19 protein-coding genes are annotated in these 22,828 nt (G+C 66.9%); all 19 read left to right on the plus strand.

Annotation, left to right across the window (positions count from 1 at the left end):
• Positions 1 to 51 precede the first annotated feature (51 nt).
• The 19 genes from ACZYZ5_RS19180 to ACZYZ5_RS19270 all read left to right on the plus strand — a co-directional run bounded on the left by ACZYZ5_RS19180 (position 52) and on the right by ACZYZ5_RS19270 (position 22,567).
• A complete protein-coding gene (locus tag ACZYZ5_RS19180) occupies positions 52 to 990 on the plus strand; it encodes a LysR family transcriptional regulator (RefSeq protein ID WP_463903869.1) in 939 nt (312 codons plus the stop codon).
• A gap of 129 nt (positions 991 to 1,119) precedes the next feature.
• Positions 1,120 to 2,841: a dihydroxy-acid dehydratase gene (ilvD, locus tag ACZYZ5_RS19185; protein ID WP_463903870.1), complete on the plus strand. Its 1,722-nt coding sequence runs from the start codon at positions 1,120 to 1,122 to the stop codon at positions 2,839 to 2,841.
• Positions 2,842 to 3,293: 452 nt separating this feature from the next.
• Complete coding sequence (locus tag ACZYZ5_RS19190; RefSeq protein ID WP_463903871.1) at positions 3,294 to 5,192, plus strand: acetolactate synthase large subunit; 1,899 nt, start codon at positions 3,294 to 3,296, stop codon at positions 5,190 to 5,192.
• 2 nt (positions 5,193 to 5,194) lie between these two features.
• The gene (ilvN, locus tag ACZYZ5_RS19195) at positions 5,195 to 5,707 is read left to right on the plus strand and encodes an acetolactate synthase small subunit (RefSeq protein ID WP_463903872.1); all 513 of its coding nucleotides are present in this window, start codon (positions 5,195 to 5,197) and stop codon (positions 5,705 to 5,707) included.
• Positions 5,708 to 5,777: 70 nt separating this feature from the next.
• Positions 5,778 to 6,803, plus strand: a complete 1,026-nt coding sequence (gene ilvC, locus ACZYZ5_RS19200) for a ketol-acid reductoisomerase (RefSeq protein WP_463903874.1) — start codon at positions 5,778 to 5,780, stop codon at positions 6,801 to 6,803.
• A 117-nt stretch (positions 6,804 to 6,920) separates the two neighbouring features.
• Positions 6,921 to 8,516 carry a phosphoglycerate dehydrogenase gene (serA, locus tag ACZYZ5_RS19205; protein ID WP_463903875.1) on the plus strand — a complete coding sequence of 532 codons (1,596 nt, stop codon included), beginning with the start codon at positions 6,921 to 6,923 and terminating at the stop codon, positions 8,514 to 8,516.
• A 202-nt stretch (positions 8,517 to 8,718) separates the two neighbouring features.
• Entirely contained in the window at positions 8,719 to 11,508 is a 2,790-nt protein-coding gene (locus ACZYZ5_RS19210; RefSeq protein ID WP_463903876.1) for an FtsX-like permease family protein, read from the plus strand.
• Positions 11,505 to 12,272: an ABC transporter ATP-binding protein gene (locus ACZYZ5_RS19215; RefSeq protein WP_463903878.1), complete on the plus strand. Its 768-nt coding sequence runs from the start codon at positions 11,505 to 11,507 to the stop codon at positions 12,270 to 12,272. Before ACZYZ5_RS19210 ends, ACZYZ5_RS19215 begins: the two co-directional genes overlap by 4 nt.
• A 9-nt stretch (positions 12,273 to 12,281) precedes the next feature.
• The gene (gene metG, locus ACZYZ5_RS19220; RefSeq protein WP_463903879.1) at positions 12,282 to 13,841 is read left to right on the plus strand and encodes a methionine--tRNA ligase; all 1,560 of its coding nucleotides are present in this window, start codon (positions 12,282 to 12,284) and stop codon (positions 13,839 to 13,841) included.
• Between the two features lie 426 nt (positions 13,842 to 14,267).
• Positions 14,268 to 14,837 carry a hypothetical protein gene (locus ACZYZ5_RS19225; protein WP_463903880.1) on the plus strand — a complete coding sequence of 190 codons (570 nt, stop codon included), beginning with the start codon at positions 14,268 to 14,270 and terminating at the stop codon, positions 14,835 to 14,837.
• A gap of 80 nt (positions 14,838 to 14,917) precedes the next feature.
• On the plus strand, positions 14,918 to 15,658 hold the full coding sequence (locus ACZYZ5_RS19230; RefSeq protein WP_463903882.1) for a class F sortase: 741 nt from the start codon (positions 14,918 to 14,920) through the stop codon (positions 15,656 to 15,658).
• A 70-nt stretch (positions 15,659 to 15,728) separates the two neighbouring features.
• Positions 15,729 to 16,781, plus strand: coding sequence for a 3-isopropylmalate dehydrogenase (locus tag ACZYZ5_RS19235; RefSeq protein ID WP_463903884.1), 1,053 nt, complete (start codon positions 15,729 to 15,731; stop codon positions 16,779 to 16,781).
• Between the two features lie 125 nt (positions 16,782 to 16,906).
• Positions 16,907 to 18,019 (plus strand): branched-chain amino acid aminotransferase, encoded by a 1,113-nt coding sequence (locus ACZYZ5_RS19240; RefSeq protein WP_463903885.1) that lies wholly within the window; start codon positions 16,907 to 16,909, stop codon positions 18,017 to 18,019.
• A 136-nt stretch (positions 18,020 to 18,155) separates the two neighbouring features.
• Positions 18,156 to 18,347: a hypothetical protein gene (locus tag ACZYZ5_RS19245; protein ID WP_463903886.1), complete on the plus strand. Its 192-nt coding sequence runs from the start codon at positions 18,156 to 18,158 to the stop codon at positions 18,345 to 18,347.
• A 66-nt stretch (positions 18,348 to 18,413) separates the two neighbouring features.
• Entirely contained in the window at positions 18,414 to 19,187 is a 774-nt protein-coding gene (locus ACZYZ5_RS19250) for an MBL fold metallo-hydrolase (protein ID WP_463903906.1), read from the plus strand.
• A gap of 27 nt (positions 19,188 to 19,214) precedes the next feature.
• Positions 19,215 to 19,991, plus strand: a complete 777-nt coding sequence (locus ACZYZ5_RS19255) for a fumarylacetoacetate hydrolase family protein (RefSeq protein ID WP_463903887.1) — start codon at positions 19,215 to 19,217, stop codon at positions 19,989 to 19,991.
• Between the two features lie 13 nt (positions 19,992 to 20,004).
• The gene (locus tag ACZYZ5_RS19260; protein WP_463903888.1) at positions 20,005 to 20,238 is read left to right on the plus strand and encodes a hypothetical protein; all 234 of its coding nucleotides are present in this window, start codon (positions 20,005 to 20,007) and stop codon (positions 20,236 to 20,238) included.
• Positions 20,239 to 20,273: 35 nt separating this feature from the next.
• Positions 20,274 to 21,818: a glutamate--tRNA ligase gene (gltX, locus tag ACZYZ5_RS19265; RefSeq protein ID WP_463903889.1), complete on the plus strand. Its 1,545-nt coding sequence runs from the start codon at positions 20,274 to 20,276 to the stop codon at positions 21,816 to 21,818.
• On the plus strand, positions 21,818 to 22,567 hold the full coding sequence (locus tag ACZYZ5_RS19270) for an HAD family hydrolase (RefSeq protein ID WP_463903890.1): 750 nt from the start codon (positions 21,818 to 21,820) through the stop codon (positions 22,565 to 22,567). The genes gltX and ACZYZ5_RS19270 overlap by 1 nt, the downstream gene beginning before the upstream one ends.
• The last annotated feature ends 261 nt before the right edge of the window (positions 22,568 to 22,828 follow it).

A 22,828-nucleotide genomic window follows, 5' to 3' on the forward strand; every position in this document is an offset into this window, starting at 1 on the left:
GCCCGAAGGGGGCTGTCCAGCCTCCACGTCGCCGCCCTGTAGCCTCATTTCATGGATTTCAAGAGACTGCGTATCCTCCGCGAGCTCGCCGCCCGCGGCACGGTCGGCGGCACGGCGGAGGCCATGAACGTGACGCCCTCCGCCGTCTCGCAGCAGCTCAAGACCCTGCAGGAAGAGCTGGGGGTTGTCCTGGTGGAGAAGTCGGGCCGGGGGGTGCGCCTCACCGAGGCCGGTCTCGCGATGGCGGGGGCGGCTGCCGAGGTTTCCACCGCCATGGCCCGTGCGGAGGCGACCATCGACACCTACCGGCGCGGCTGGCAGACCCACGTCAAGGCCGCATTCTTCCCGAGCGCCGCGGAGATGTTCCTCCCCGGACTCCTGCACCGCGTCAAGTCCATCGATGGTCTCCGCTTCCAGGCTCACTTCGAGGACCCCAACGTGGCCGGATTCGCGGGCCTGACGTCCGACTATGACATCGTGCTGGCACACAGCGTCGATGGGCCCGACGTCTTTGCCCGGCTGGGACTGACAGTCGTGCAGCTCCTCGACGAGCCGCTCGACGTCGCCATCCCCGAGGGCCATGCGCTCGCGGGAAAGACGACGCTGCGGGCCGAAGACGTCATCGGCTTCCCGTGGATGGGGGTTCCCGAGGGGTTCCCCTTCGACACGGTGCTGCGCCAGATTGAGGTGCAGGCCGATTCCCCGGCGGTCCGCGCGCAGACGTTCCCCGACCTGCGGGTCCTCGAGGCCCTGGTCAGCGCCGGCCACGGGCTTAGTCTGCTGCCGCGCTACACCGCCCTGAAGAACCAGGGCCGCGGCTTCGTGCTGCGCCCGCTGGCCGGGGTCAAGGCCAGCCGCAGCATCGTCGCGCTCGCGCGCCCCGACGTGGCGGCCCGGACCACCATCCAGCAGGTGCTCACCTTGCTGAAAGCCGAAGCGCAGTCCGTCGCGGAAGCACCGGAACTCCGTGACGCCGCTCACCTCAATTGAGCCGCCTCGCGACCATTAGTCCAGCAGGTGAGACGGACGTCCACTATTTGGTCGAAACATTCCCGGTTTTGCGCTTAATGCGCCCGTCCGGGTCGTTGGGCCCCGCAACGGAGCCCTAGACTTTGTCCCATGAGTGAGGACACCCAAACAGCGACAGACACAAAACCGGACATCAAGCCCCGCAGCCGGGTCGTGACCGACGGAATCCACGCCGCGCCCGCGCGCGGGATGTTCCGGGCGGTCGGCATGGGCGACGACGACTTCGCCAAGCCGCAGATCGGTGTGGCCAGCTCGTGGAATGAAATCACTCCCTGCAACCTCTCCCTGAACCGGCTTGCCCAGGGCGCCAAGGAAGGCGTGCACGCCGGCGGCGGGTTCCCGATGCAGTTCGGCACCATCTCCGTCTCTGACGGCATCTCCATGGGGCACGAGGGCATGCACTTCTCGCTGGTGTCCCGCGAGGTCATCGCCGACTCCGTGGAAACCGTCATGCAGGCCGAGCGCATCGACGGCTCCGTGCTGCTGGCCGGCTGCGACAAGTCCCTGCCCGGCATGCTGATGGCCGCCGCCCGCCTGGACCTCGCCGCCGTCTTTCTCTACGCCGGCTCCATCATGCCCGGCTGGGTCAAGCTGGAGGACGGCTCCGAAAAGGAAGTCACCCTCATCGACGCCTTCGAAGCCGTGGGCGCCTGTGCCGCCGGCAAGATGAGCCTTGAAGACCTGACGCGCATCGAAAAGGCGATCTGCCCGGGCGAAGGAGCCTGCGGCGGCATGTACACCGCCAACACCATGGCCTGCATCGGCGAAGCGCTGGGCATGTCCCTGCCCGGTTCGGCCGCTCCGCCGTCGGCGGACCGCCGCCGCGACGAGTTTGCCCGCAAGTCCGGTGAAGCGGTGGTCAATCTCCTGCGCAAGGGCATCACCGCCCGCGACATTATGACCAAGAAAGCGTTCGAAAACGCGATCGCCGTGACCATGGCCTTCGGCGGCTCCACCAACGCGGTGCTGCATCTGCTCGCAATCGCCCGCGAGGCCGAGGTCGAGCTGACCCTGGATGACTTCAACCGCATCGGCGACAGGATTCCGCACCTGGGGGACCTGAAGCCGTTCGGCCGCTACGTCATGACCGACGTCGACAAGATCGGCGGCGTCCCGGTCATCATGCGGGCGCTGCTCGACGCCGGCCTGCTGCACGGGGACTGCCTCACCGTTACGGGCAAGACCGTCGCGGAGAACCTCGCGGCGATCAACCCGCCGGACCTGGACGGCAAGATCCTCCGCGCCATGGACAACCCGATCCACAAGACCGGCGGCATCACCATCCTGCACGGCACGATGGCTCCCGAGGGTGCCGTCGTGAAGAGCGCGGGCTTCGACGCCGACGTCTTCGAGGGCACCGCCCGGGTCTTCGAACGCGAGCAGGGTGCCCTGGACGCGCTGGACAAGGGCCAGATCAAGGCCGGCGACGTCGTCGTCATCCGCTACGAGGGCCCCAAGGGCGGACCGGGCATGCGCGAAATGCTCGCCATCACCGGCGCCATCAAGGGTGCGGGCCTGGGCAAGGACGTGCTGCTGCTGACTGACGGCCGCTTCTCGGGCGGCACCACGGGCCTGTGCATCGGCCACGTTGCCCCGGAAGCCGCCGACGGCGGGCCCATTGCCTTCGTCCGGGACGGCGACCGGATCCGCGTGGACATCGCCGCCCGCAGCTTCGACCTCCTCGTCGACGAGGCGGAGCTCGACTCCCGCAAGGTCGGCTGGGAGCCGCTCCCGGCCAAGTTCACCAAGGGTGTGCTCGCCAAGTACGCCAAGCTCGTCCACAGCGCCTCAACCGGCGCCTACTGCGGGTGATTCTCTAGGCGCGGGTGACCAGGCTTAATAAGGGATGACACGAGGGGCCCCGAATGTATGGCGCCGGCGCCATACATTCGGGGTAGGGACTCCCGCCAGCCGTGGAAGGTTGCGGGGTCACCGAGGGACCACGTGGGTCCCAGTCTGTGGACAATGAGGTCCAGATAGTGAGACAGGTCGCAGGCTCGTTGACACACGTCTCACTAAGAGGGAAAACTGAACGCATGACTGCATTCGTTACCGCCGGCGCCACTGCAGGTGTCTCCGTCGTCCTTACCAAGCGCGTGGCTCCATAGCCCGACTGGTAACGAACCGTCACGCGCAAACCCCTCGAAGAGCCGCCAGGCTGAGGGGTTTTTTTATTTCCGCACCACCGGTACACCAGCATCACCCAGCACCAGCAGTACCCGATCACCGAAGATCCAACCGAAGATCCACAAAGGAAGAGTCCGATGAGCAAAGGATCGCCGATCAGCCCCTCGCTGATGGCCACTAAGTCCGCTGGAGCCCACAAGGCTTCGGAACGCGTCGAGCGTACGGCTGACGCCGGCGTCGACACTGCTGCCGTCTCTCCTGTCCTTGGACCGAACAACGTCGTACCCCCGACGGTGATGACCGGTTCACAAGCAATTGTCCGCTCGCTCGAAGAACTCGGCGTGGACGATATTTTTGGTTTGCCCGGTGGCGCGATCCTGCCCACCTACGACCCCTTGATGGCTTCCCGAATGAACCACATTCTGGTCCGTCACGAACAGGGAGCCGGCCACGCCGCGCAAGGCTACGCCATGGTCACCGGACGGGTGGGCGTTTGCATCGCCACCTCGGGTCCGGGTGCCACCAACCTCGTCACCGCCATCATGGATGCCCACATGGACTCCGTGCCGATGGTGGCCATCACCGGCCAGGTCGCCAGTGGAGTCATCGGCACCGATGCATTCCAGGAAGCGGATATCGTCGGCATCACCATGCCGATCACGAAGCACTCCTTCCTGGTGACCGACCCCAACGACATCCCGCACGTCATGGCCGAGGCCTTCCACCTGGCCTCGACCGGCCGCCCGGGTCCCGTCCTGGTCGACGTCGCCAAGGACGCCCAGCAGGGTCAGATGACCTTCTCCTGGCCGCCGAAGATCGACCTGCCGGGCTACCACCCGGTGCTCCGCGGCCACAACAAGCAGGTCCGCGAGGCCGCCCGGCTCATAGCGGCAGCCAGCAAGCCCGTGCTCTATGTGGGCGGCGGCGTCGTCAAGGCGCACGCCTCGGCGGAACTGCTGGCGCTCGCTGAACTCTCCGGCGCCCCCGTGGTCACCACCCTGATGGCCCGCGGCGTTTTCCCGGACTCGCACCCGCAGCATGTCGGGATGCCGGGCATGCACGGCACGGTCTCCGCCGTGACCGCGCTGCAGCAGTCCGACCTGCTGATCACGCTCGGGGCCCGTTTCGATGACCGGGTGACGGGGGTCCTGAAGACCTTCGCCCCGAACGCCAAGGTCATCCACGCGGACATCGACCCGGCCGAGATCTCCAAGAACCGCACCGCCGACGTTCCGATCGTGGGCTCCGTCAAGGAGATCATTCCGGAACTCAGTGAGGCCCTGCGCGCCGTGTTCGCCGTTTCCGGCACGCCGGACTACACCAACTGGTGGGCCTTCCTGAACAACCTCAAGGAGACCTACCCGCTGGGCTGGACCGAACCCGACGACGGCCTCAGCGCCCCGCAGCGGGTGATCGAACGCATCGGTGCCCTCACCGGCCCCGAAGGCGTGTACGTCGCCGGAGTCGGACAGCACCAGATGTGGGCCTCACAGTTCATCAAGTACGAACGCCCGCATGCCTGGCTGAACTCCGGCGGGGCCGGCACCATGGGCTACGCCGTACCGGCCGCCATGGGCGCCAAGGTGGGCAACCCGGACCGCGTGGTGTGGGCCATCGACGGCGACGGCTGCTTCCAGATGACCAACCAGGAACTGGCGACCTGCGCGATCAATAAGATCCCGATCAAGGTTGCCATCATCAACAACTCCTCGCTGGGGATGGTGCGGCAGTGGCAGACCCTGTTCTACGAGGGCCGCTACTCCAACACTGACCTCAACACCGGACACGACACCGTCCGGATCCCGGACTTCGTCAAGCTGGCGGACGCCTACGGCTGCGCCTCGTTCCGCTGCGACCGCGACGAGGACATCGACGCCACCATCCAGAAGGCCCTGGAGATCAATGACCGCCCCGTGGTCATTGACTTTGTCGTCAGCCCCAACTCCATGGTGTGGCCGATGGTCCCCTCCGGAGTAAGCAACGACCAGATCCAGGTTGCGCGCAACATGACCCCGGAATGGGAAGAGGAGGACTGAACATGACCCGCCACACACTGTCCGTACTGGTCGAAGACAAGCCTGGTGTGCTGACCCGCGTCGCCAGCCTTTTCGCCCGCCGGGCCTTCAACATCAACTCCCTGGCCGTCGGGCCGACCGAAGTTCCGGGCATGTCCCGGATGACCGTCGTCGTCGACGCCGACGGTGAGCTGATCGAACAGATCACCAAGCAGCTGAACAAGCTGGTGAACGTGATCAAGATCGTTGAGCTCACCCCCGAATCTTCCGTACAGCGCGACCACATCCTGGTCAAGGTACGTGCGGATGCCGCAACACGGCTGCAGGTCACCCAGGCTGCAGACCTGTTCCGCGCATCAGTGGTTGACGTCTCCACCGAGTCCGTGGTCATTGAGGCAACGGGCCATCCCGACAAGCTCACCGCACTGCTCTCAGTGCTGGAGCCTTTCGGCATCCGCGAAATCGTGCAGTCCGGCACCCTGGCCGTTGGGCGGGGATCCCGCTCCATGAGCGACAGGGCTTTACGCTCCGCGTAAGGCAGCACGTAAGACACCAATTTTCACCGACAAGCACCACCCAAGAATCCACTCAAAAGGAGACACCCCAGTGACTGAAATGTTCTACGACGACGACGCCGACCTGTCGATCATCCAGGGCCGCACCGTCGCCGTTATCGGTTACGGCTCCCAGGGCCACGCCCACGCCCTCAGCCTGCGCGATTCCGGCGTTGACGTCCGCGTCGGCCTTAAGGAAGGCTCCAAGTCCCGCGCCAAGGCCGAGGCCGAGGGCCTGCGCGTCCTGAACGTCGCGGAAGCCGTCGCCGAAGCCGACCTGATCATGGTCCTCACCCCGGACCAGGTCCAGCGCCACGTATACGCCGAGGACATCGCCCCGAACCTGCAGCCGGGCGATGCCCTGTTCTTCGGCCACGGCTTCAACATCCGCTACGGCTACATCAAGCCCCCGGCAGACGTCGACGTCGCCCTCGTCGCCCCCAAGGGCCCGGGCCACATCGTCCGTCGCGAGTTCGAAGCCGGCCGCGGCGTGCCGGACCTGATCGCCGTCGAGCAGAACCCGTCCGGCAAGGCCAAGGAACTGGCCCTGTCCTACGCCAAGGCCATCGGCGGCACCCGCGCCGGCGTCATCGAGACCACCTTCACCGAAGAGACCGAAACGGACCTGTTCGGCGAGCAGGCTGTCCTCTGCGGCGGCGCTTCCCAGCTGGTCCAGTACGGCTTCGAGGTCCTCACCGAGGCCGGCTACAAGCCCGAGGTTGCCTACTTCGAGGTGCTCCATGAGCTCAAGCTCATCGTTGACCTCATGGTCGAAGGCGGCATCGCCAAGCAGCGCTGGAGCGTCTCCGACACCGCCGAGTACGGCGACTACGTCTCCGGCCCGCGCGTGATCACCCCGGACGTGAAGGAAAACATGAAGGCCGTCCTCGCGGACATCCAGGACGGCACCTTCGCCAAGCGCTTCATCGACGACCAGGACGCCGGAGCCCCCGAGTTCAAGGCGCTGCGCAAGAAGGGTGAGGACCACCCGATCGAGGCCACCGGCCGCGAACTGCGCCAGCTGTTCTCCTGGATCAAGAACGAAGACGACTACACCGAAGGCTCAGTAGCGCGCTAGGCACTGACCGGCAGGGAAGCCGGACACCATTACTGGGGTCCGGCTTCCCTGCTGTAGCGCACCACCCTTTGCACCAAAATCCCCACCTGATACACAAGAGAGCTAAAGAGGTCACCGGTGACAAGCACCAAACCTGTAGTACTCCTCGCTGAGGAACTTTCGCCCGCCACGATCGAGGCCCTTGGCCCGGACTTTGAAATCCGGCAGACCGACGGCGCCGACCGTTCCCAGCTGCTCTCTGCGATCGCCGACGTCGACGCGATCCTGGTCCGCTCCGCCACCCAGCTGGACGCCGAAGCCATCGGCGCCGCGAAGAACCTCAAGGTGATCGCCCGCGCAGGCGTCGGCCTCGACAACGTCGACATCAAGGCCGCCACCCAGGCCGGTGTCATGGTGGTGAACGCCCCCACGTCGAACATCGTCTCCGCCGCTGAACTCACCGTCGGCCACATCCTGAGCCTCGCCCGCCACATCCCGCAGGCCAGTACCGCGCTCAAGGACGGCGAGTGGAAGCGCTCCAAGTACACCGGCATCGAACTCTTCGAGAAGAAGATCGGCATCATCGGCCTGGGCCGGATCGGCGCCCTGGTCGCCGCCCGCCTGAAGGGCTTCGACACGAAGATCCTCGCCTACGATCCCTACATCACCTCGGCCCGCGCCGCCCAGCTCGGCGTGCAGCTGGTGACCCTGGACGATCTGCTCGCGCAGTCGGACTTCATCAGCATCCACATGCCCAAGACGCCCGAGACCGTCGGCATGCTCGGCGCCGAGTCCTTCAAGAAGATGAAGAGCACCGCGTACGTCGTCAACGTGGCCCGCGGCGGCCTCGTCGACGAGGAGGCGCTTTACGCCGCGCTGGAGTCCGGCGAAATCGCCGGAGCCGGCGTCGACGTCTTCGTCAAGGAACCCAGCACCGATCTGCCGTTCTTCAAGCTCGACAACGTTGTGGTCACCCCGCACCTGGGCGCGTCCACGGACGAAGCGCAGGAAAAGGCCGGTGTCTCGGTCGCCAAGTCCGTCCGCCTGGCCCTGGCCGGGGAACTGGTGCCCGACGCGGTCAACGTCGCCGGCGGCGTGATCGCCCCGGACGTCCGCCCGGGTATCCCGCTGATGGAGAAGCTGGGCCGCATCTTCACCGCCATGACGCACGCCTCGCTGACCCAGTTCGACGTCGAGGTCGCCGGGGAAATTTCCTCCCTCGACGTCAAGGTGCTCGAACTCGCGGCGCTCAAGGGCATCTTCGCCGACATCGTGACCGAGCAGGTCTCCTATGTCAACGCCCCCGTGATCGCCGAGCAGCGGGGCATCAACGTCCGCCTGATCACGACGCCGGACACCGAGTCCTACCGCAACGTCCTGACCCTCCGCGGCGCCCTCAGCGACGGCACGCAGATCTCCGTCGCGGGTACCCTGACCGGGCCCAAGCAGGTCCAGAAGCTCGTCGGGATCAACGGCTTCGAGGTGGAGATCCCGATCAGCGAACACCTCGTGGTGGTCGCCTACTCGGACCGCCCCGGCGTGATCGGCACCATCGGCCACATCCTGGGCATGAACAACATCAATATCGCCGGCATGCAGGTCGCGCGGCAGGATGAGGGCGGCCAGGTGCTCGCCCTGCTGACCATCGACAGCTCCGTCCCGCAGCAGGTCCTGGAAGCCATCAAGGCCGGAATCGGCGCTGACATGGTGCGCGAGGTCGATCTCGAGGACTGATGTCTTCACCGTGGACACCGGCGGCGGTCAATCCGCCGGTGTCCACGGGCACATGGCTGGTCTGCGTACAATGGCTACGTCCGAATTCCGGATCCGGCCGGCAGCCCGGCCATTACTTTTGCACACCCCTGGCAGGGGTCGCCTTCACTTCCGCATGGAATGAACTTCGGTGTGCGCACGCAATCCAGCTTTCAGGAGCCCAATGAACGCCGTCCAGAGGTTCATCAGAAGCCGAGTGCTTCTGCTGACCGCGTCCATTTTGATCGCGGCCATGTGCCTTTCGGTCCTCGTGCAGGGTCAGTCGCAGGCCGCTTTGAACCGGACCGTCGACCAGAACTCGCGCGGGCTCTACGACATTCTTGTCCAGGCCAAGGCCGACGACAACGGCGGGCTCATGCAGCCGGACATCGCCACCGGCCAGGGCGGAATCAGCTTCGAGCAGCTGGACTCCCTCCGCCAGCTCTCCGGCACATCCGTGGCGGCCCCGATCAGCCTCGTCTCCCGCGTCACTCAGAACCTCGAGTCCCCGCGCCTGGATGCCACCGACTACCTCGGCTTCAACGCCGGGCTCGTCGGCACCGCCGGGGACCCCAGCGCCACTGATCCGGTCGAATGGCCGGCCGCGGAATCGGTCCTGTCCGACACGCCGAAGAACTACCGGCTCACCGCCAGCGCCGTCAGCTCCGACGGCCAGTCCGACCACACCCTGTTCAAGACCATGGCCGAAGGATCCCTCGGCAAGGCCAAGCTCATTGAAGAGCAGGTCGAGGGCGGCAAGAACGTCCGCATCGCGGGCCCGGAAGGGGAGACCGGCGTGAAATTCCCGGCCCCGGCCGGCGGCTCCGAGCACAGCCTCTTCAACCTCTCCGTGTCCCTGCCGCTCGCCCCGCAGGTGACGGAATCCGTCGTCGCCGTCGACCCCGTCGCCGAGCGTGCCCTGCTCGGCAGCGCCGGCGACTTCCTCGCCCCGCTGGAGAAGGCACCGCCCGCCGATGCCCGCAGCGCCAGCGCGATCGGACGCCACTTCGAAAGCCTTTTCACCACCGGCATCAGCATGGACGAACTCAAGGAAGGCCCCGATTTTCTCGGCGTCAAGCTCAAATACTGGGCCCCCCTGATGAGCCAGTACCAGCAGGCCAAGCGCGACGGCCAGCTGACCGAAGACTCGCAGGCCATCCCGCTCATTGTCCGCTCCGGCACTTCCCTGGACCTCGAGTACTCGGTCAAGATCGAGGAAATCGACGGTTCCGGGAACGTCGTCAATGATGTCGGGACCGTGACCCGCTCGCTGGACAAGGACTACCTGCCGTTCGTCTCCAAGTCACCGTTCGCCTTGGCCTGGCCCGGGTCCAAGGACCTGGCGCAGCTGCTCGGCGACACCGGAGGCTTCAGCCAGGGCCTCTACAACCCCGCCACCTGGAGCACCGACTTCGCCTCAGCGCCGAAATACCAGGACGGCGAGACCGCAGGCAACGGCGGCGTGGACAAGAGCGCCACCCCCGGCGACTGGGTCACCGTGAACCGCCTCCCGGAGAAAGCCCCCAACGGCGCCCCCGTGGACCAGACACAGCGCAAGCCCGTGGATGAGCGCGCCTACCGCGAAGACCTCGAGACCGGCCAGAAGCTCGCCGCGCCGCTCGCCATGGTCTACGGAACGTTCGACGCCGAGCAGGTCAAGGACGTGGCCGGAGACGTCAACCGCCTGCCCCTGGGCGGCTATGACCCCACGCCGTTCACGCTGACCAAGGACGCCTCCGGCAAGGACGTCAAGAACACCGAGCTCAAGCCCTCGCTGAGCGCCACGGGCCTGGCCAGCCAGTCTGCCGGCGCCATCACCGACTATTACGGCCTCGCCGCCGCCCGCGGCTACGAGGACAACGCCTCCGTGATCGACGCCGTCCGGGTCCGGGCCAAGGTGCCCGGCAGCTGGAAAGAGGCGCAGCCCGAGGTGGAGAAGCTCGCCAACGAGATCCGGGACATGGGCCTGCAGGCAACCATTGTGGCCGGTTCGGCCCGCGAGGACGCCAGCATCTTCGTCCCCGGCTACTCCAAGGACGACGCCGGCAAGGAATCCCCGCTCGGGACCGTGCAGCAGTCGTGGGTCCGCCAGGACGCCGCGGACGCCGTCTCCGGTTCGCTCACCGGCACTAACCTGACCCTGCTGTTCCTGACCCTGATCGGTGCCGCCCTGCTGACCGGCGCGTCCACCGTCAGCTACGTCCGCAAGCGCCGCAGCGAGGCCGGGACCCTGCGCGCCATGGGCTGGACCCAGGGACGGATCCGGTCCTGGGTGCTGGCCGAGTTTGCTGTCGGAGCGGCCCTGCTGGCCGTTGCCGGGATCGTCCTGAGCCTGCTCAGCTGGAACCCGGCCACGGCGATCGTCTCGGCCTCCGTGCTGGTGCTCTATGCGGGGGCGGCCTTCTTCGCCGCCCAGCAGCTGCGCCACCGCGACGTGGTGGACCAGGAACCGCAGCACGACGAACGGCTGATCGCCGTTGACTCCCCGCTGACCTTCGCCAACCGGCAGTTGAGCACCAACAAGTTCAACACCATTTCCGTGGCCGTCGCCGTCGGCGTCTTCGCTGCAGCTGTCGGCGGAATGGTCGCCCTGCTGATCGACATCCCCCGGGCCGCCGGAGCGAGTGCGCTCAGCGGGCTGGCTGCCGCCAGCATCACGCTGCCGAGCATCATTCTCGGTCTGTCCGGGGTGGCCGTCGGCCTGCTGCTGACGATGGTCACCGGCCGTTTCGAGCTGCAGGCCAAGCGCCAGTATCTCGGCACGCTGCAGGCCATGGGCTGGAACCCGGACATGCTGGGCCAGGTCCGTTTCTTCGAAAACGCCATGGTGGGGACGGTGGCGCTGCCGCTGGGCGTCCTCGGCGCCCTGGGCGTGGGTCTCCTCCTCGCCCCCTATGCCGCGCTCTGGGCTGCCGTCGCCGGGCTCGTGGCTGTACTTTGCTGGATTCCAATTGCAACGAAAGTGGTCCGATGAACAACGACCTGAACCTTGACCGTGAGGCTCACGAGCGGATGACGGCGAGCACCCGCCGGGGTGGCCACCAGACACGTGCCAACACGATCGTGAAGGCTGCGGACCACGCCACGCCGCTGGAGCTCAGCAACATCACGATCCACTACGGTGGCGGCAAGGGCGGCGCCGAAGCCGTCAACGTCGTGGATGACTTCAACCTGACGCTGCACGCCGGCGAGATGCACTGCGTCGCCGGCCGCAGCGGCTCGGGCAAGACCAGCATCCTGACGGTCGGCGCGGGACTGACCCTGCCGACGTCGGGCCGGGTGTTCTGGGAGGGCGATTCGCTCGAGACCATGGGCGACGACGAAATCGCCGACCGCCGCCGTGCCCTGATCGGCTACGTCGACCAGGGCGGTGCCCTGATCGACGGCATGAGCGCGCTCGAGAACGTGCTGCTGCCCGCCGTGCCCGACGGCGAGGTGGACCAGCGCCGCGACATGGCCAAGGACCTCCTGGACCTCGTCGGCCTGGGCCGGCGCATGCGCCACCGCCCGGCCCAGCTTTCCGGCGGTGAACGCCAGCGCGTGGCGATCGCCCGGGCCCTGATCCTCGGTACCCGCGTGCTGATCGTCGACGAGCCGACCGCCAGCCTGGACCGGGCCTCGGCCAACCGCATCATTAGCATCCTCAAGGACACCACCTCGGACGGCATTGCCGTTCTGGTGGCTTCACATGACCACGAACTTGTCCGCCAGAGCGATACCCTCACCGAACTGATCTAGGTTAAAGCTGTGACAACTTCTGAAAAGACCCCGTTCTACATCACCACCGCCATCAGTTACCCCAACGGTGTGCCGCACATCGGCCATGCCTACGAGGTCATCGCCACCGATGCGATGGCGCGCTTCAAGCGCCTGGACGGCTACGACGTCTTCTTCATGACCGGTACGGATGAGCACGGCCTGAAGATGCAGCAAACGGCGGAAAAGGAAGGCATCCCGGTCAAGGAGCTTGCCGACCGCAACTCCGCCGCCTTCCGCCAGATGAGCGATGACCTCGGCATCTCGCTGAGCCGCTTCATCCGCACCACGGACCCGGACCACTACGAGGCGGCCAAGGCGCTCTGGCAGCGGATGGAAGCCAACGGCGACATCTACCTCTCCAAATACACCGGCTGGTATTCGGTCCGCGACGAGCGGTACTTCGTGGAGGACGAAACCGAGGTGCAGGCCGACGGGCTGCGCTACGCGTCCGAAACCGGCACCGAGGTGACCTGGACCGAAGAGGAGAGCTACTTCTTCAAGCTCGCCTCCTACCAGGACAGGCTGCTGGCCCTCTACGCGGACCACCCGTCCTTCGGAGCCCCGCACAACCGCTTCAACGAGGTCGTCAGCTTCGTCAAGGGAGGGCTCGAGGACCTGTCAATCAGCCGCACCTCCTTCGACTGGGGCGTCCCCGTCCCGGGGAACCCGGACCACGTCATGTACGTCTGGGTGGACGCACTGACCAACTACCTGACCGGCGTCGGCTTCCCCGACACCGAGTCCGAACTGTTCCGGAAGTACTGGCCGGCGGACGTCCACGTGATCGGCAAGGACATCTCCCGGTTCCACGCGGTCTACTGGCCGGCGTTCCTGATGTCGGCCGGGATGGAGCTGCCCAAGCGCGTCATGATCCACGGGTTCCTGCACAACCAGGGCGTGAAGATGTCCAAGTCGCTCGGCAATGTGGTGGCGCCGGCGGACTGGGTCGCCCAGTACGGCCTGGACCAGGTGCGTTTCTTCCTGCTCCGCGAGGTTCCGTTCGGGGCGGACGGCTCCTACAGCCACGACGCGATCGTGGGCCGGATGAACGCGGACCTCGCCAATAACTTCGGCAACCTGGCGCAGCGTTCGCTGTCCATGGTCGCGAAGAACTGCGACGGCGCCGTCCCCGTCCCCGGGGCTTTCACCGCCGAGGACGCCGCGCTGCTGGGCCAAGCCAACGGGCTGCTGGATATCGCCCGCGCCGCGTTCGAGAAGCAGGAGTTCAGCCGCGCCCTGGAAGCAATCTGGACTGTCCTGGGCGACACGAACGCGTACTTCGCCGAGCAGGCTCCCTGGGTGCTGCGGAAGACCGACGTCGAACGCATGAACACCGTCCTGTACGTCACGCTTGAGGTGCTGCGGATCGTCGCCATCCTCGCGCAGCCGGTTATGCCGGCGGCAGCGGCGGCCATCCTGGACACCCTGGGCCAGTCGGAGGGGCAGGCGCGGGAGTTCACCGCCCTGGGCTCGCCGATCGCAGCCGGAACTCCGCTGCCGGCCCCCGCGCCGGTCTTCCCGAAGTACGAGGAGCCCGCCGAGGCATAACCGCCTGGCCGCCGCCGAGGTGACACTTCGCGCCCATGTGCTGCGACGCGATGGGCGCGAAATCTCACTTCGGCGCCGTTAACATCATGTGGGGCATTTCAGATCAATACAGAACGTGACCAGCATGTGGATCCTTGGCTACGCTGAAAACATGAGCGCATTCGAGTAGTCACCTTGCAAGAACAGGTGCAGTCTGGCCCAAAGCGGGCAGTAACTACTCGGGACTCGGGCGCACGCCCCGCAATAGCCTGACAGCGTTAGCGGACTGACGAAACTGCTGGGGCGCAACTAACATCACTTCATTCTCGCTGTAGAAGACCTCGAACTCTCTGTTCCATGGTCTCAAGAGTTTGCTCCAAGCGGTCCGGTCAGGTCGGAAATCGACTCGTGATGGAGCGACCAAAGATGAGACGTACTATCGCAACAATGGGGATCTTAGGACTCGCCCTGCTGGGGACGGCAGCGACCGCAAACGCCGCACCGCCCAGCGATCCGGCGGAGGTGCACGCCGCCAGCACGGCTACTGCTCCTGACTCCGCTGAGAACCAGACCAAGCCGGACTGGGGCCACTGGCCGGGCAAGGGTGACAAGCCGGACAGGGGCAACTGGCCGGGCAAGGGCGACAAGGACGATTGCGAGGAACCGGAAAAGCCTCCGGTTGTGGAACCGGAAAAGCCTCCGGTTGTGGAACCGGAAAAGCCTCCCGTGGAGGAACCGGTGACGCCACCGGCTGAGGCCGTGACGCCACCGGCTGAGGCCGTGACGCCGCCGGCCCAGGCCGTGACGCCGCCGGCCCAGGCCGTGACGCCGCCCGCTGGCGCCGCTAAGGGACAGGCCGCGGTGGTCAACATGGGTTACAACGTCCAGACGGCGGCCGCAGGAACTGTGGATGCCGGAATTCCGCTGTGGCTCTCTGTTCTGACCGGACTCCTGACGGCAGGGGCCGCGACGGTTCTTCTCCGGGGCATGGCCCGTACAAGGAACGCCGACAGCTAGGAAACTTGCGGGCCGGCCGCCGCTGCGCGGGCGGCCCGCACCACGTCGCCCTTGAGCCACAAATTCCCCAGGAGCGCCCCATGGCCCGTCGCCGGAAAGCCCGTCCATCCGTCGAGGCAGCCCAGCGTGGACTGCTTCTTCGCAGCCGGGACAGACTTCTGCTGGTGGCCTGCATTGTCGGGCTGCTGGCAGCGTGGCTCGTCTACGCATCTTTCGGCGTCAATGCCGGGAAGGACGGAACCGCCGGGCTCATGGCAGGATCCGCGGCAACGGCAACGGCAACGGCAACGGCAACGGCAACTCCGCAAGGTCTGGAATCTCCGATTCCGTCCTCCGCCGGGCAAAGCACCGCCACCACGCCGAAGCATCCAGCGGCCTCCGCGCCGCAGCGTATTTCATATCCCGCAGCGCAAATGGACGTCGTCGTTCATCCCCTGCAACCGGACAAGGAAGAGGCAGCAAGCCAGAGCATTGTGCCGCCCGAGACGATGGACGGTTACTGGCTCGTCCCCTTCGGCATCCCGGGCGCGGGGTCGGTGAATACCACCTATGTCGTCGGCCACAGCTGGGAGGGCATTGAGACGCCCTTCAACCGCCTGAGCACCGCGGCCGCGCCAGGGGACCGATTGACGGTGCAGACGGAAACCGGGGAGATCGCCTACAAGGTGGATTCCGTGACCACTTACCTGAAGTCGACCCTGAAGGACAGCCCCATCTGGAATGTGGTTCCCAACAGGCTCGTGCTGATTTCCTGTTACACCGGCGACCTCTACGGGAAGAACGTGGTCGTGGTCGCGTCGCCGATTGGTGCCAGCTCATGAGCCCATGCTGATCATTTCGAATAGTGAGACAACTTGACCAGCATGTGGATCTCTTGGCTAGGCTGAAAACATGAGCGCATCCACGATTGATCTGGCTGTTATTCCCGGCGACGGCATCGGCCCCGAGGTCACCGCCGAAGCCCTGAAGGTCCTTGCGAAGGCTGCCGCCGCCGAGGGCATCGTGCTGCAGCAGACCCACTACAAGCTCGGCGCGCAGCACTGGATCGAAACGGGGGAGACCCTGCCGAAGGAAACCCTCACCGATCTCCGCACCCGGGATGCCATCCTCTTCGGTGCGGTCGGAGCATCCCCGGGCGACACCAGGATCCCCTCCGGCATCATCGAGCGCGAACTGCTGCTCAAGCTGCGCTTCAGCCTGGACCACTTCGTCAACCTTCGCCCGTCCCGCCTCTACCCGGGCGTCGCCAGCCCGCTCGCCAACCCCGGCAACATCGACTTCATCGTGGTCCGCGAAGGCACCGAGGGCCCCTACGTGGGCAACGGCGGCACGCTGCGCGCCGGCACGCCGCACGAAGTCGCCACCGAGGTCTCGCTCAACACGGCCCACGGCGTCGAACGCGTGGTCCGGGATGCCTTCCGGCGCGCCAACGACCGCCCGCGCAAGAAGCTCACCCTGGTGCACAAGCACAACGTCCTGGTCTTCGCAGGCCACCTCTGGAAGCGCACCGTGGAGGCTGTGGCCACGGAGTTCCCCGAGGTCGCTCACGACTACCTGCACATCGATGCCGCCACGATCTTTATGGTCACCGACCCGGCCCGCTTCGACGTGATCGTCACGGACAACCTCTTCGGCGACATCATCACCGACCTTGCCGCCGCGGTCACCGGAGGCATCGGCCTCGCCGCGTCCGGAAACATCAACATGGAACGCACCGCGCCGTCCATGTTCGAACCGGTCCACGGCTCGGCGCCGGACATCGCGGGCCAGCAGAAGGCGGATCCGACGGCGGCCATCCTCTCCGCCGCGCTCCTCCTGGACCACCTCGGCTACGCCGCCGCCGCCCGCAAGATCGAAGCAGCCGTAGTCGCCGACGTCGCGGGCCGCGGCACCGCGGTCCGCAGCACCAGTGCGATCGGCGACGCCATCGCCGCCGCTCTCTAGGCCCGTCAGCGGCGCGGGCCGGCAGCCCCGCCAACGGGCGTAAGCTTGTTTCGAATCACCAATATGCTGCCGTGGTCCGACGCTGAACCACGTTCACACGCCAGGCAGCCGACCGTGGAGGAACCATGACTCAGACTGCCCATGGCGTCGAATTCACCCAGCATCTTTCGGCCACCCCGAAATCCGCTGAAGAACGTGCTGCCATCCTGGTGAACCCGGGTTTCGGCAACTACTTCACCGACCACACGGCCATCGTCGACTACAGCGTCGACGCCGAGGGCAAGGGCGGCTGGCACGATGCCCGGGTTGAGGCCTACGGTCCGATCTCCCTGGACCCCTCAGCCGCGGTGCTCCACTACGGCCAGGAAATCTTTGAAGGACTCAAGGCCTACCGCCACGCCGACGGCTCCATCTGGACATTCCGCCCCGAGGCCAACGCCGCCCGCCTGAACAAGTCGGCCCGCCGCCTGGCACTCCCGGAACTCCCGGAGGAGTACTTCCTGGGCGCCATCCGCGAACTCGTCTCGGCGGACAAGGATTGGGTCCCCTCCGGCGATGGCGAGGCCCTGTATCTGCGGCCGTTCATGATCGCCACCGAAGCGTTCCTCGGCGTCCGCGCCGCCCGCGAAGTATCCTTCCGCGTCATCGCGTCCCCGGCCGGGAACTACTTCGGTGGCGAACTCAAGCCGGTCTCCATCTGGATCTCCCGCGAATACGCCCGCGCCGGCCGCGGCGGCACCGGTGCGGCGAAGTGCGGCGGCAACTACGCCGCCTCACTCATCGCGCAGCAGGAAGCCGAGGCCCACGGCTGCAAGCAGGTGCTCTTCCTCGACCAGTTCAACGACAACGCCGTGGAAGAGCTCGGCGGCATGAACGTCTTCTTCGTAATGACGGACGGCTCGCTCGTTACGCCCGCCCTCAGCGGAACCATCCTGGAGGGCATCACCCGGATGTCCGTCATCCAGGTCGCGAAGGACATGGGCCGCGAGGTCACCGAACGCAAGATCACCCTGGCTGAATTGCGCGACGGCGTGGCCTCCGGCGAGATCGCCGAGGTCTTCGCCTGCGGCACCGCCGCCGTGATCACCCCGATCGGCGTGCTCAGGGACGACACCGAATTCATCGGCTCCGAGGACGCGAAGGCGGGGGAGACCACCATGGCAATCCGCGAGCAGCTTCTGGGCATCCAGACCGGAACCATCGAGGACACCCACGGCTGGCTGACCCGCCTCGCCTAAGCGGCGGCGCCTCCCTCAGCAGCAGCGTCCGACGGCGGCTCCCACCTTCCGGTGCGGGGCCGCCGTCGTCGTTAAAGGCCGGGCAAGGCCCTGCAAAAGGCCCGGCAGTAGGACCGGTGCGTCCGGCCTCTGGGGAGTGGGCGCGATCGTTGGCGCCCTCATGCTGACGGGGACGGAGCCGGCAGCGGGTCGGGTGCTGCTGCTCTTCACGAGCCTGGGCCACGTGCTGCTGGGCATCATCCTGGTGCTGTCGGAGCGGCGGCTGTGGGCGAGCGGCATCGCCGAGGCCCTCCTGCCGGCGGTCATCGCTGTCCTGCTGCTCCTGTGACGGCCGCTCGTGCGGCTGCCGCTTCGGTGGGAAGATGGAACTGTGATCCCTGACGACCCCCGCGCCATGGTGCGCAGCACAGAACTGACCCGCTTCAGGCTGGCCCCCAACCCGGGGCCGATGAGCCTGCACGGGACCAATTCCTATGTGATTGCGGCCCCCGGGGCGGCCGGCACCGTCGTCGTGGATCCCGGCCCGCTGGATGAGCCGCACCTGCAGGAACTGGCCCAGGCCGGCGCCGTCGAGCTCATCCTGATTACGCACCGGCACGCGGACCACACCGCCGCCGCCGCCCGGTTCGCCGAACTGACCGGAGCTCCCGTGCGCGCCAAGGATCCCGCGCACTGCCATGGAGGCATCCCCCTGGTGGATGGCGAGGTCATCCGCGCCGCCGGGGCCGAGATCCGGGTCCTGGCGACGCCCGGCCACACCTCCGACTCGGTCTGCTTCCACCTGCCGCAGGACGGCGCCCGGGGCTCGGTCCTCACCGGCGACACCATCCTGGGCCTGGGAACCACGGTCCTGGACTATCCCGACGGCACCCTGGGCGACTACCTGGCCTCGCTGGACCGGCTGGAATTGCTGGGCCCGGCCACCGTCCTTCCGGCCCACGGACCGATGCTGCCCGCCCTGGACAGGATCGTCCGTGCCTACCGGGACCACCGCCAGGACCGCCTCGGGCAAATCCGCTCCGCCCTCGAAGACCTGGGGTCCGGCGCCGAGGTGGCCGAGGTGGCCGATGCCGTGTACGCCGCCGTCGATCCCGCCGTGCGGCCCGCGGCGGAACTCTCCGTTGCCGCCCAGCTGCATTACCTGCGCCTGGACAGCGGCACGTCCTAGCCCGGTGGAGACGGTACGCTTGGAGCCATGCGTATCGCCCGGTTTGTAGTCGATTCTGATCCCCTCTACGGCATTGTTGAAGGTGAGCCCGGCAGTGAGGAAGTCACTGTCATCCACGGCGACCCGTTCTTCCACGGCGTGGAACGCACGGCCGCGCGGCACAAGCTGGAGGACGTGCGCCTGCTCGCCCCGATCATCCCGCGCAGCAAGGTCATCGGCGTCGGCCGCAACTTCGTCGAACACGCCCGGGAACTCGGCAACGAGGTTCCCAAGCAGCCGCTGCTCTTCCTCAAGCCCAACACCTCCGTGATCGGGCCGAACGATCCGATCGTCCTGCCGGAGTTCTCCGAGGAAGTGTCGTTTGAAGCCGAGCTGTGCGTCGTGATCGGCCGGATCTGCAAGGACGTCCCCGAGGAGCGCGTCGACGACGTTATCTTCGGCTACACCTGCGGCAACGACCTCACCGCCCGCGACGTCCAGAAGACGGACCTGCAGTGGGCCCGGGCCAAGGGCTTTGACACCTCCGCGCCCCTGGGGCCGTGGATTGAGACCGAACTGAACACCGAGGACCTGCAGATCCAGGGCCGCCTCAACGGCGAGCTGCGCCAGGACGGAAGCACCAGCCAGATGATCCGCGGCGTCCGCGAGCTCGTCTCCATCGTCTCGCAGGCCTTCACCCTGCTGCCCGGCGACGTCATCATGACCGGCACCCCGGCCGGCGTCGGGCTGGTCCAGGCCGGTGACCGCTTCGAGGTCGAGATCGAGGGCATCGGCCGCCTCTCCAACCCGGTCGTCCGCCGCTAGGCGGTCAGCAACGATGATCATTCGTGCGTTAATCCGCGCCCTGCAGCGTTCCCGGAGCCGCCGTTCCTTCGTGCTCTTCGCCCTGGGCTCGATCGGCACGTTCTCGATGGCGGCACGCGCCGTCAACTGGCTGGACGGGCCGCTCTGGCTGGCGCTGGCCTTCCTCGCGGCGGGCCTGGTGTTGGCCGGATATTACCTGGTGAAGGCGCTGTCCGGTCCGCAACCGGCGCGTGGCCGCAAGCGGTAAAGCCTCTGGCGGCAGGCGGTAAAGTTGGAGTCACTATGACTACTCCCTCTGCGCCCGACGCCGTCTCCAGCTCCGCCCCCAGCTCCGCCCCCAGCGTGATTCGCGAAGTCACCGCCGACACCCCGGTCCGTGTCCGGTTCTGCCCGTCGCCCACCGGCACCCCGCACGTCGGCCTGATCCGCACCGCCCTGTTCAACTGGGCCCACGCCCGCCACACAAAGGGCACCTTCGTGTTCCGGATCGAGGACACAGACGCGGCGCGGGACTCGGAGGAGAGCTACCAGCAGCTGCTCGAGGCCCTCAAATGGCTCGGCATCACCTGGGAGGAAGGCGTGGAGGTCGGCGGACCGCACGAGCCGTACCGCCAGTCACAGCGCCTGGACCTGTACAAGGACGTCGTCGCCAAGCTGATCGAGGCCGGCTACGCCTACGAGTGCTACTCCTCCCCGGACGAAGTCGAGGCGCGCCACCGCGCCGCCGGCCGCGACCCCAAGCTCGGCTATGACAACTTCGACCGCGCGCTTACCGAGGAGCAGCTGGCCGCGTTCAAGGCCGAGGGACGCCAGCCCGTGCTCCGGGTGCGGATGCCCGATGAGGATGTCACCTTCACCGACATGGTCCGCGGCGACATCACCTTCAAGGCCGGCAGCATCCCGGACTACGTCATCGTCCGCGCCGACGGATCCCCGCTGTATACCCTGGTCAACCCCGTCGACGACGCGCTGATGGGCATCACCCACGTGCTCCGCGGCGAGGACCTGCTCTCGTCCACGCCCCGCCAGGTGGTGCTGATCCGCGCGCTGATGGACATCGGCGTCGCCAGCTACCTGCCCGTCTTCGGCCATCTGCCGTACGTTATGGGCGAGGGCAACAAAAAGCTTTCCAAGCGAGACCCGCAGTCGAACCTGTTCCTGCTCCGGGACCGCGGCTTCATCCCGGAGGGCCTGCTTAACTACCTCTCGCTGCTCGGCTGGAGCCTCTCCGCCGATGAGGACATCTTCACGGTGGACCAGCTGATCGAGCACTTCGACGTCAACGACGTGCTGGCCAACCCGGCCCGCTTCGACATCAAGAAGGCCGAAGCCATCAACGGCACGCACATCCGGATGCTCGGCGCCGAAGACTTCCGCGGCCGGCTGGTCCCGTACCTGCGCACCGCCGGGTTTGTCGGCGACACCCTGACCGCGCGCCAGGAGGAGATCCTCGCCGAGGCTGCCCCGCTGATCCAGGAGCGCATCTCGCTGCTGGGCGAGGCCCCCGAGCTGCTCGCCTTCCTGTTCAAGGCCGACGACGCGATCGACGTCGCCGACGACGCCCGCAAGGGGCTTCCGGAGAACCTCACGGAGGTGCTCGACGCCGCCCTGGCCGCCCTGGAGCCCCTGGCCGACTGGAATGCCGGGAGCATCCAGGCTGCACTTAAGGAGGCCCTGGTGGAGGGCCTGGGCGTCAAGCCGCGGCTGGCGTTCGGCCCGGTCCGCACGGCCATCTCCGGCCGCCGGATCTCGCCGCCGCTGTTCGAATCCATGGTGATCCTGGGCAAGGACTCGTCCTTGGCCCGGCTGCGCGCATTCCGCGGCTGATGATGATTACTCCCTCAGCGCAGGACAACGTCAGGACCAGCGCCCTGGCCGCCGGCCTGGGCGGTATCCGCGGCGTGCTGTTCGACATCGACGACACGCTCGTGGACCTCGAATTCGCCATGACGACGGCGCTTCGCGACGTCAGTGAACACCTCCTGCCCGGCCTGGACCAGGCCGGGTGGGAGAAGTTCGGGCGGATCTTCACCCGCGAGACCACCCATTTCTACGACCGGTACCTGGCCGGTGAACTGACCTTCAACGAACAGCGCCTGCTCCGCGGCCGGGCCGCCCTGGGGCACTTCGGCGTGGAGCTGGAAGAGGGCGAGCAGGCCCACCACTGGGTCAGTTCCTACGCCAGCCGGCAGCACGGCTACATCCGCGCCTTCGACGACGTCACCCCAATCCTGGACGCACTGGATTCCGCCGGCATCCCCTACGGCGCCGTGAGCAACAACGTCCACGACTACCAGCGGGTCAAGCTGGATGCCGCCGGGCTGGCGCGCGTCAGTGTGCTGGTGGGAACGGACACCGTCGGTGCGGCGAAGCCGGATCCGGCCATCTACCTGGAGGGGGTCCGTCGGCTCGGCACCGGCGCCGGCGAAACGCTCTATGTGGGGGACAACCGCCTCCTCGACGCCGACGGCTCGACGGCTGCAGGACTCCTGGGCGTCTGGCTGAACCGCGGCGGGGAACCGGCCCCAGGTTTTGCCGGCCGCGAGATCGGTTCCCTGCTGGAGCTGCTCGCGTAACTGCGGACACTGTGGCTGTGATGCAGATAACGCCGGTAGTCGGCACGCAGAACTGCCGTTGCGGCCGCGGGGCGTGTCGTCTGCGGCGCCCGGTCGGGCTGCGGCCAGGGGCCGCGGCGGCGGATTCGCGGGGATTTTTCGGCCCCCGGAGCGTTGCGGGCCCGCCGCGGCCGACGCGGTGCACCGATCCGGGGGCGGGGCGGCACGATTTGTGCAGATGAAAACTCTCGGGTAAAGTAATTACTCGTGCTGAGGCGCCGG

The organism is Pseudarthrobacter ribosi (assembly GCF_055412865.1).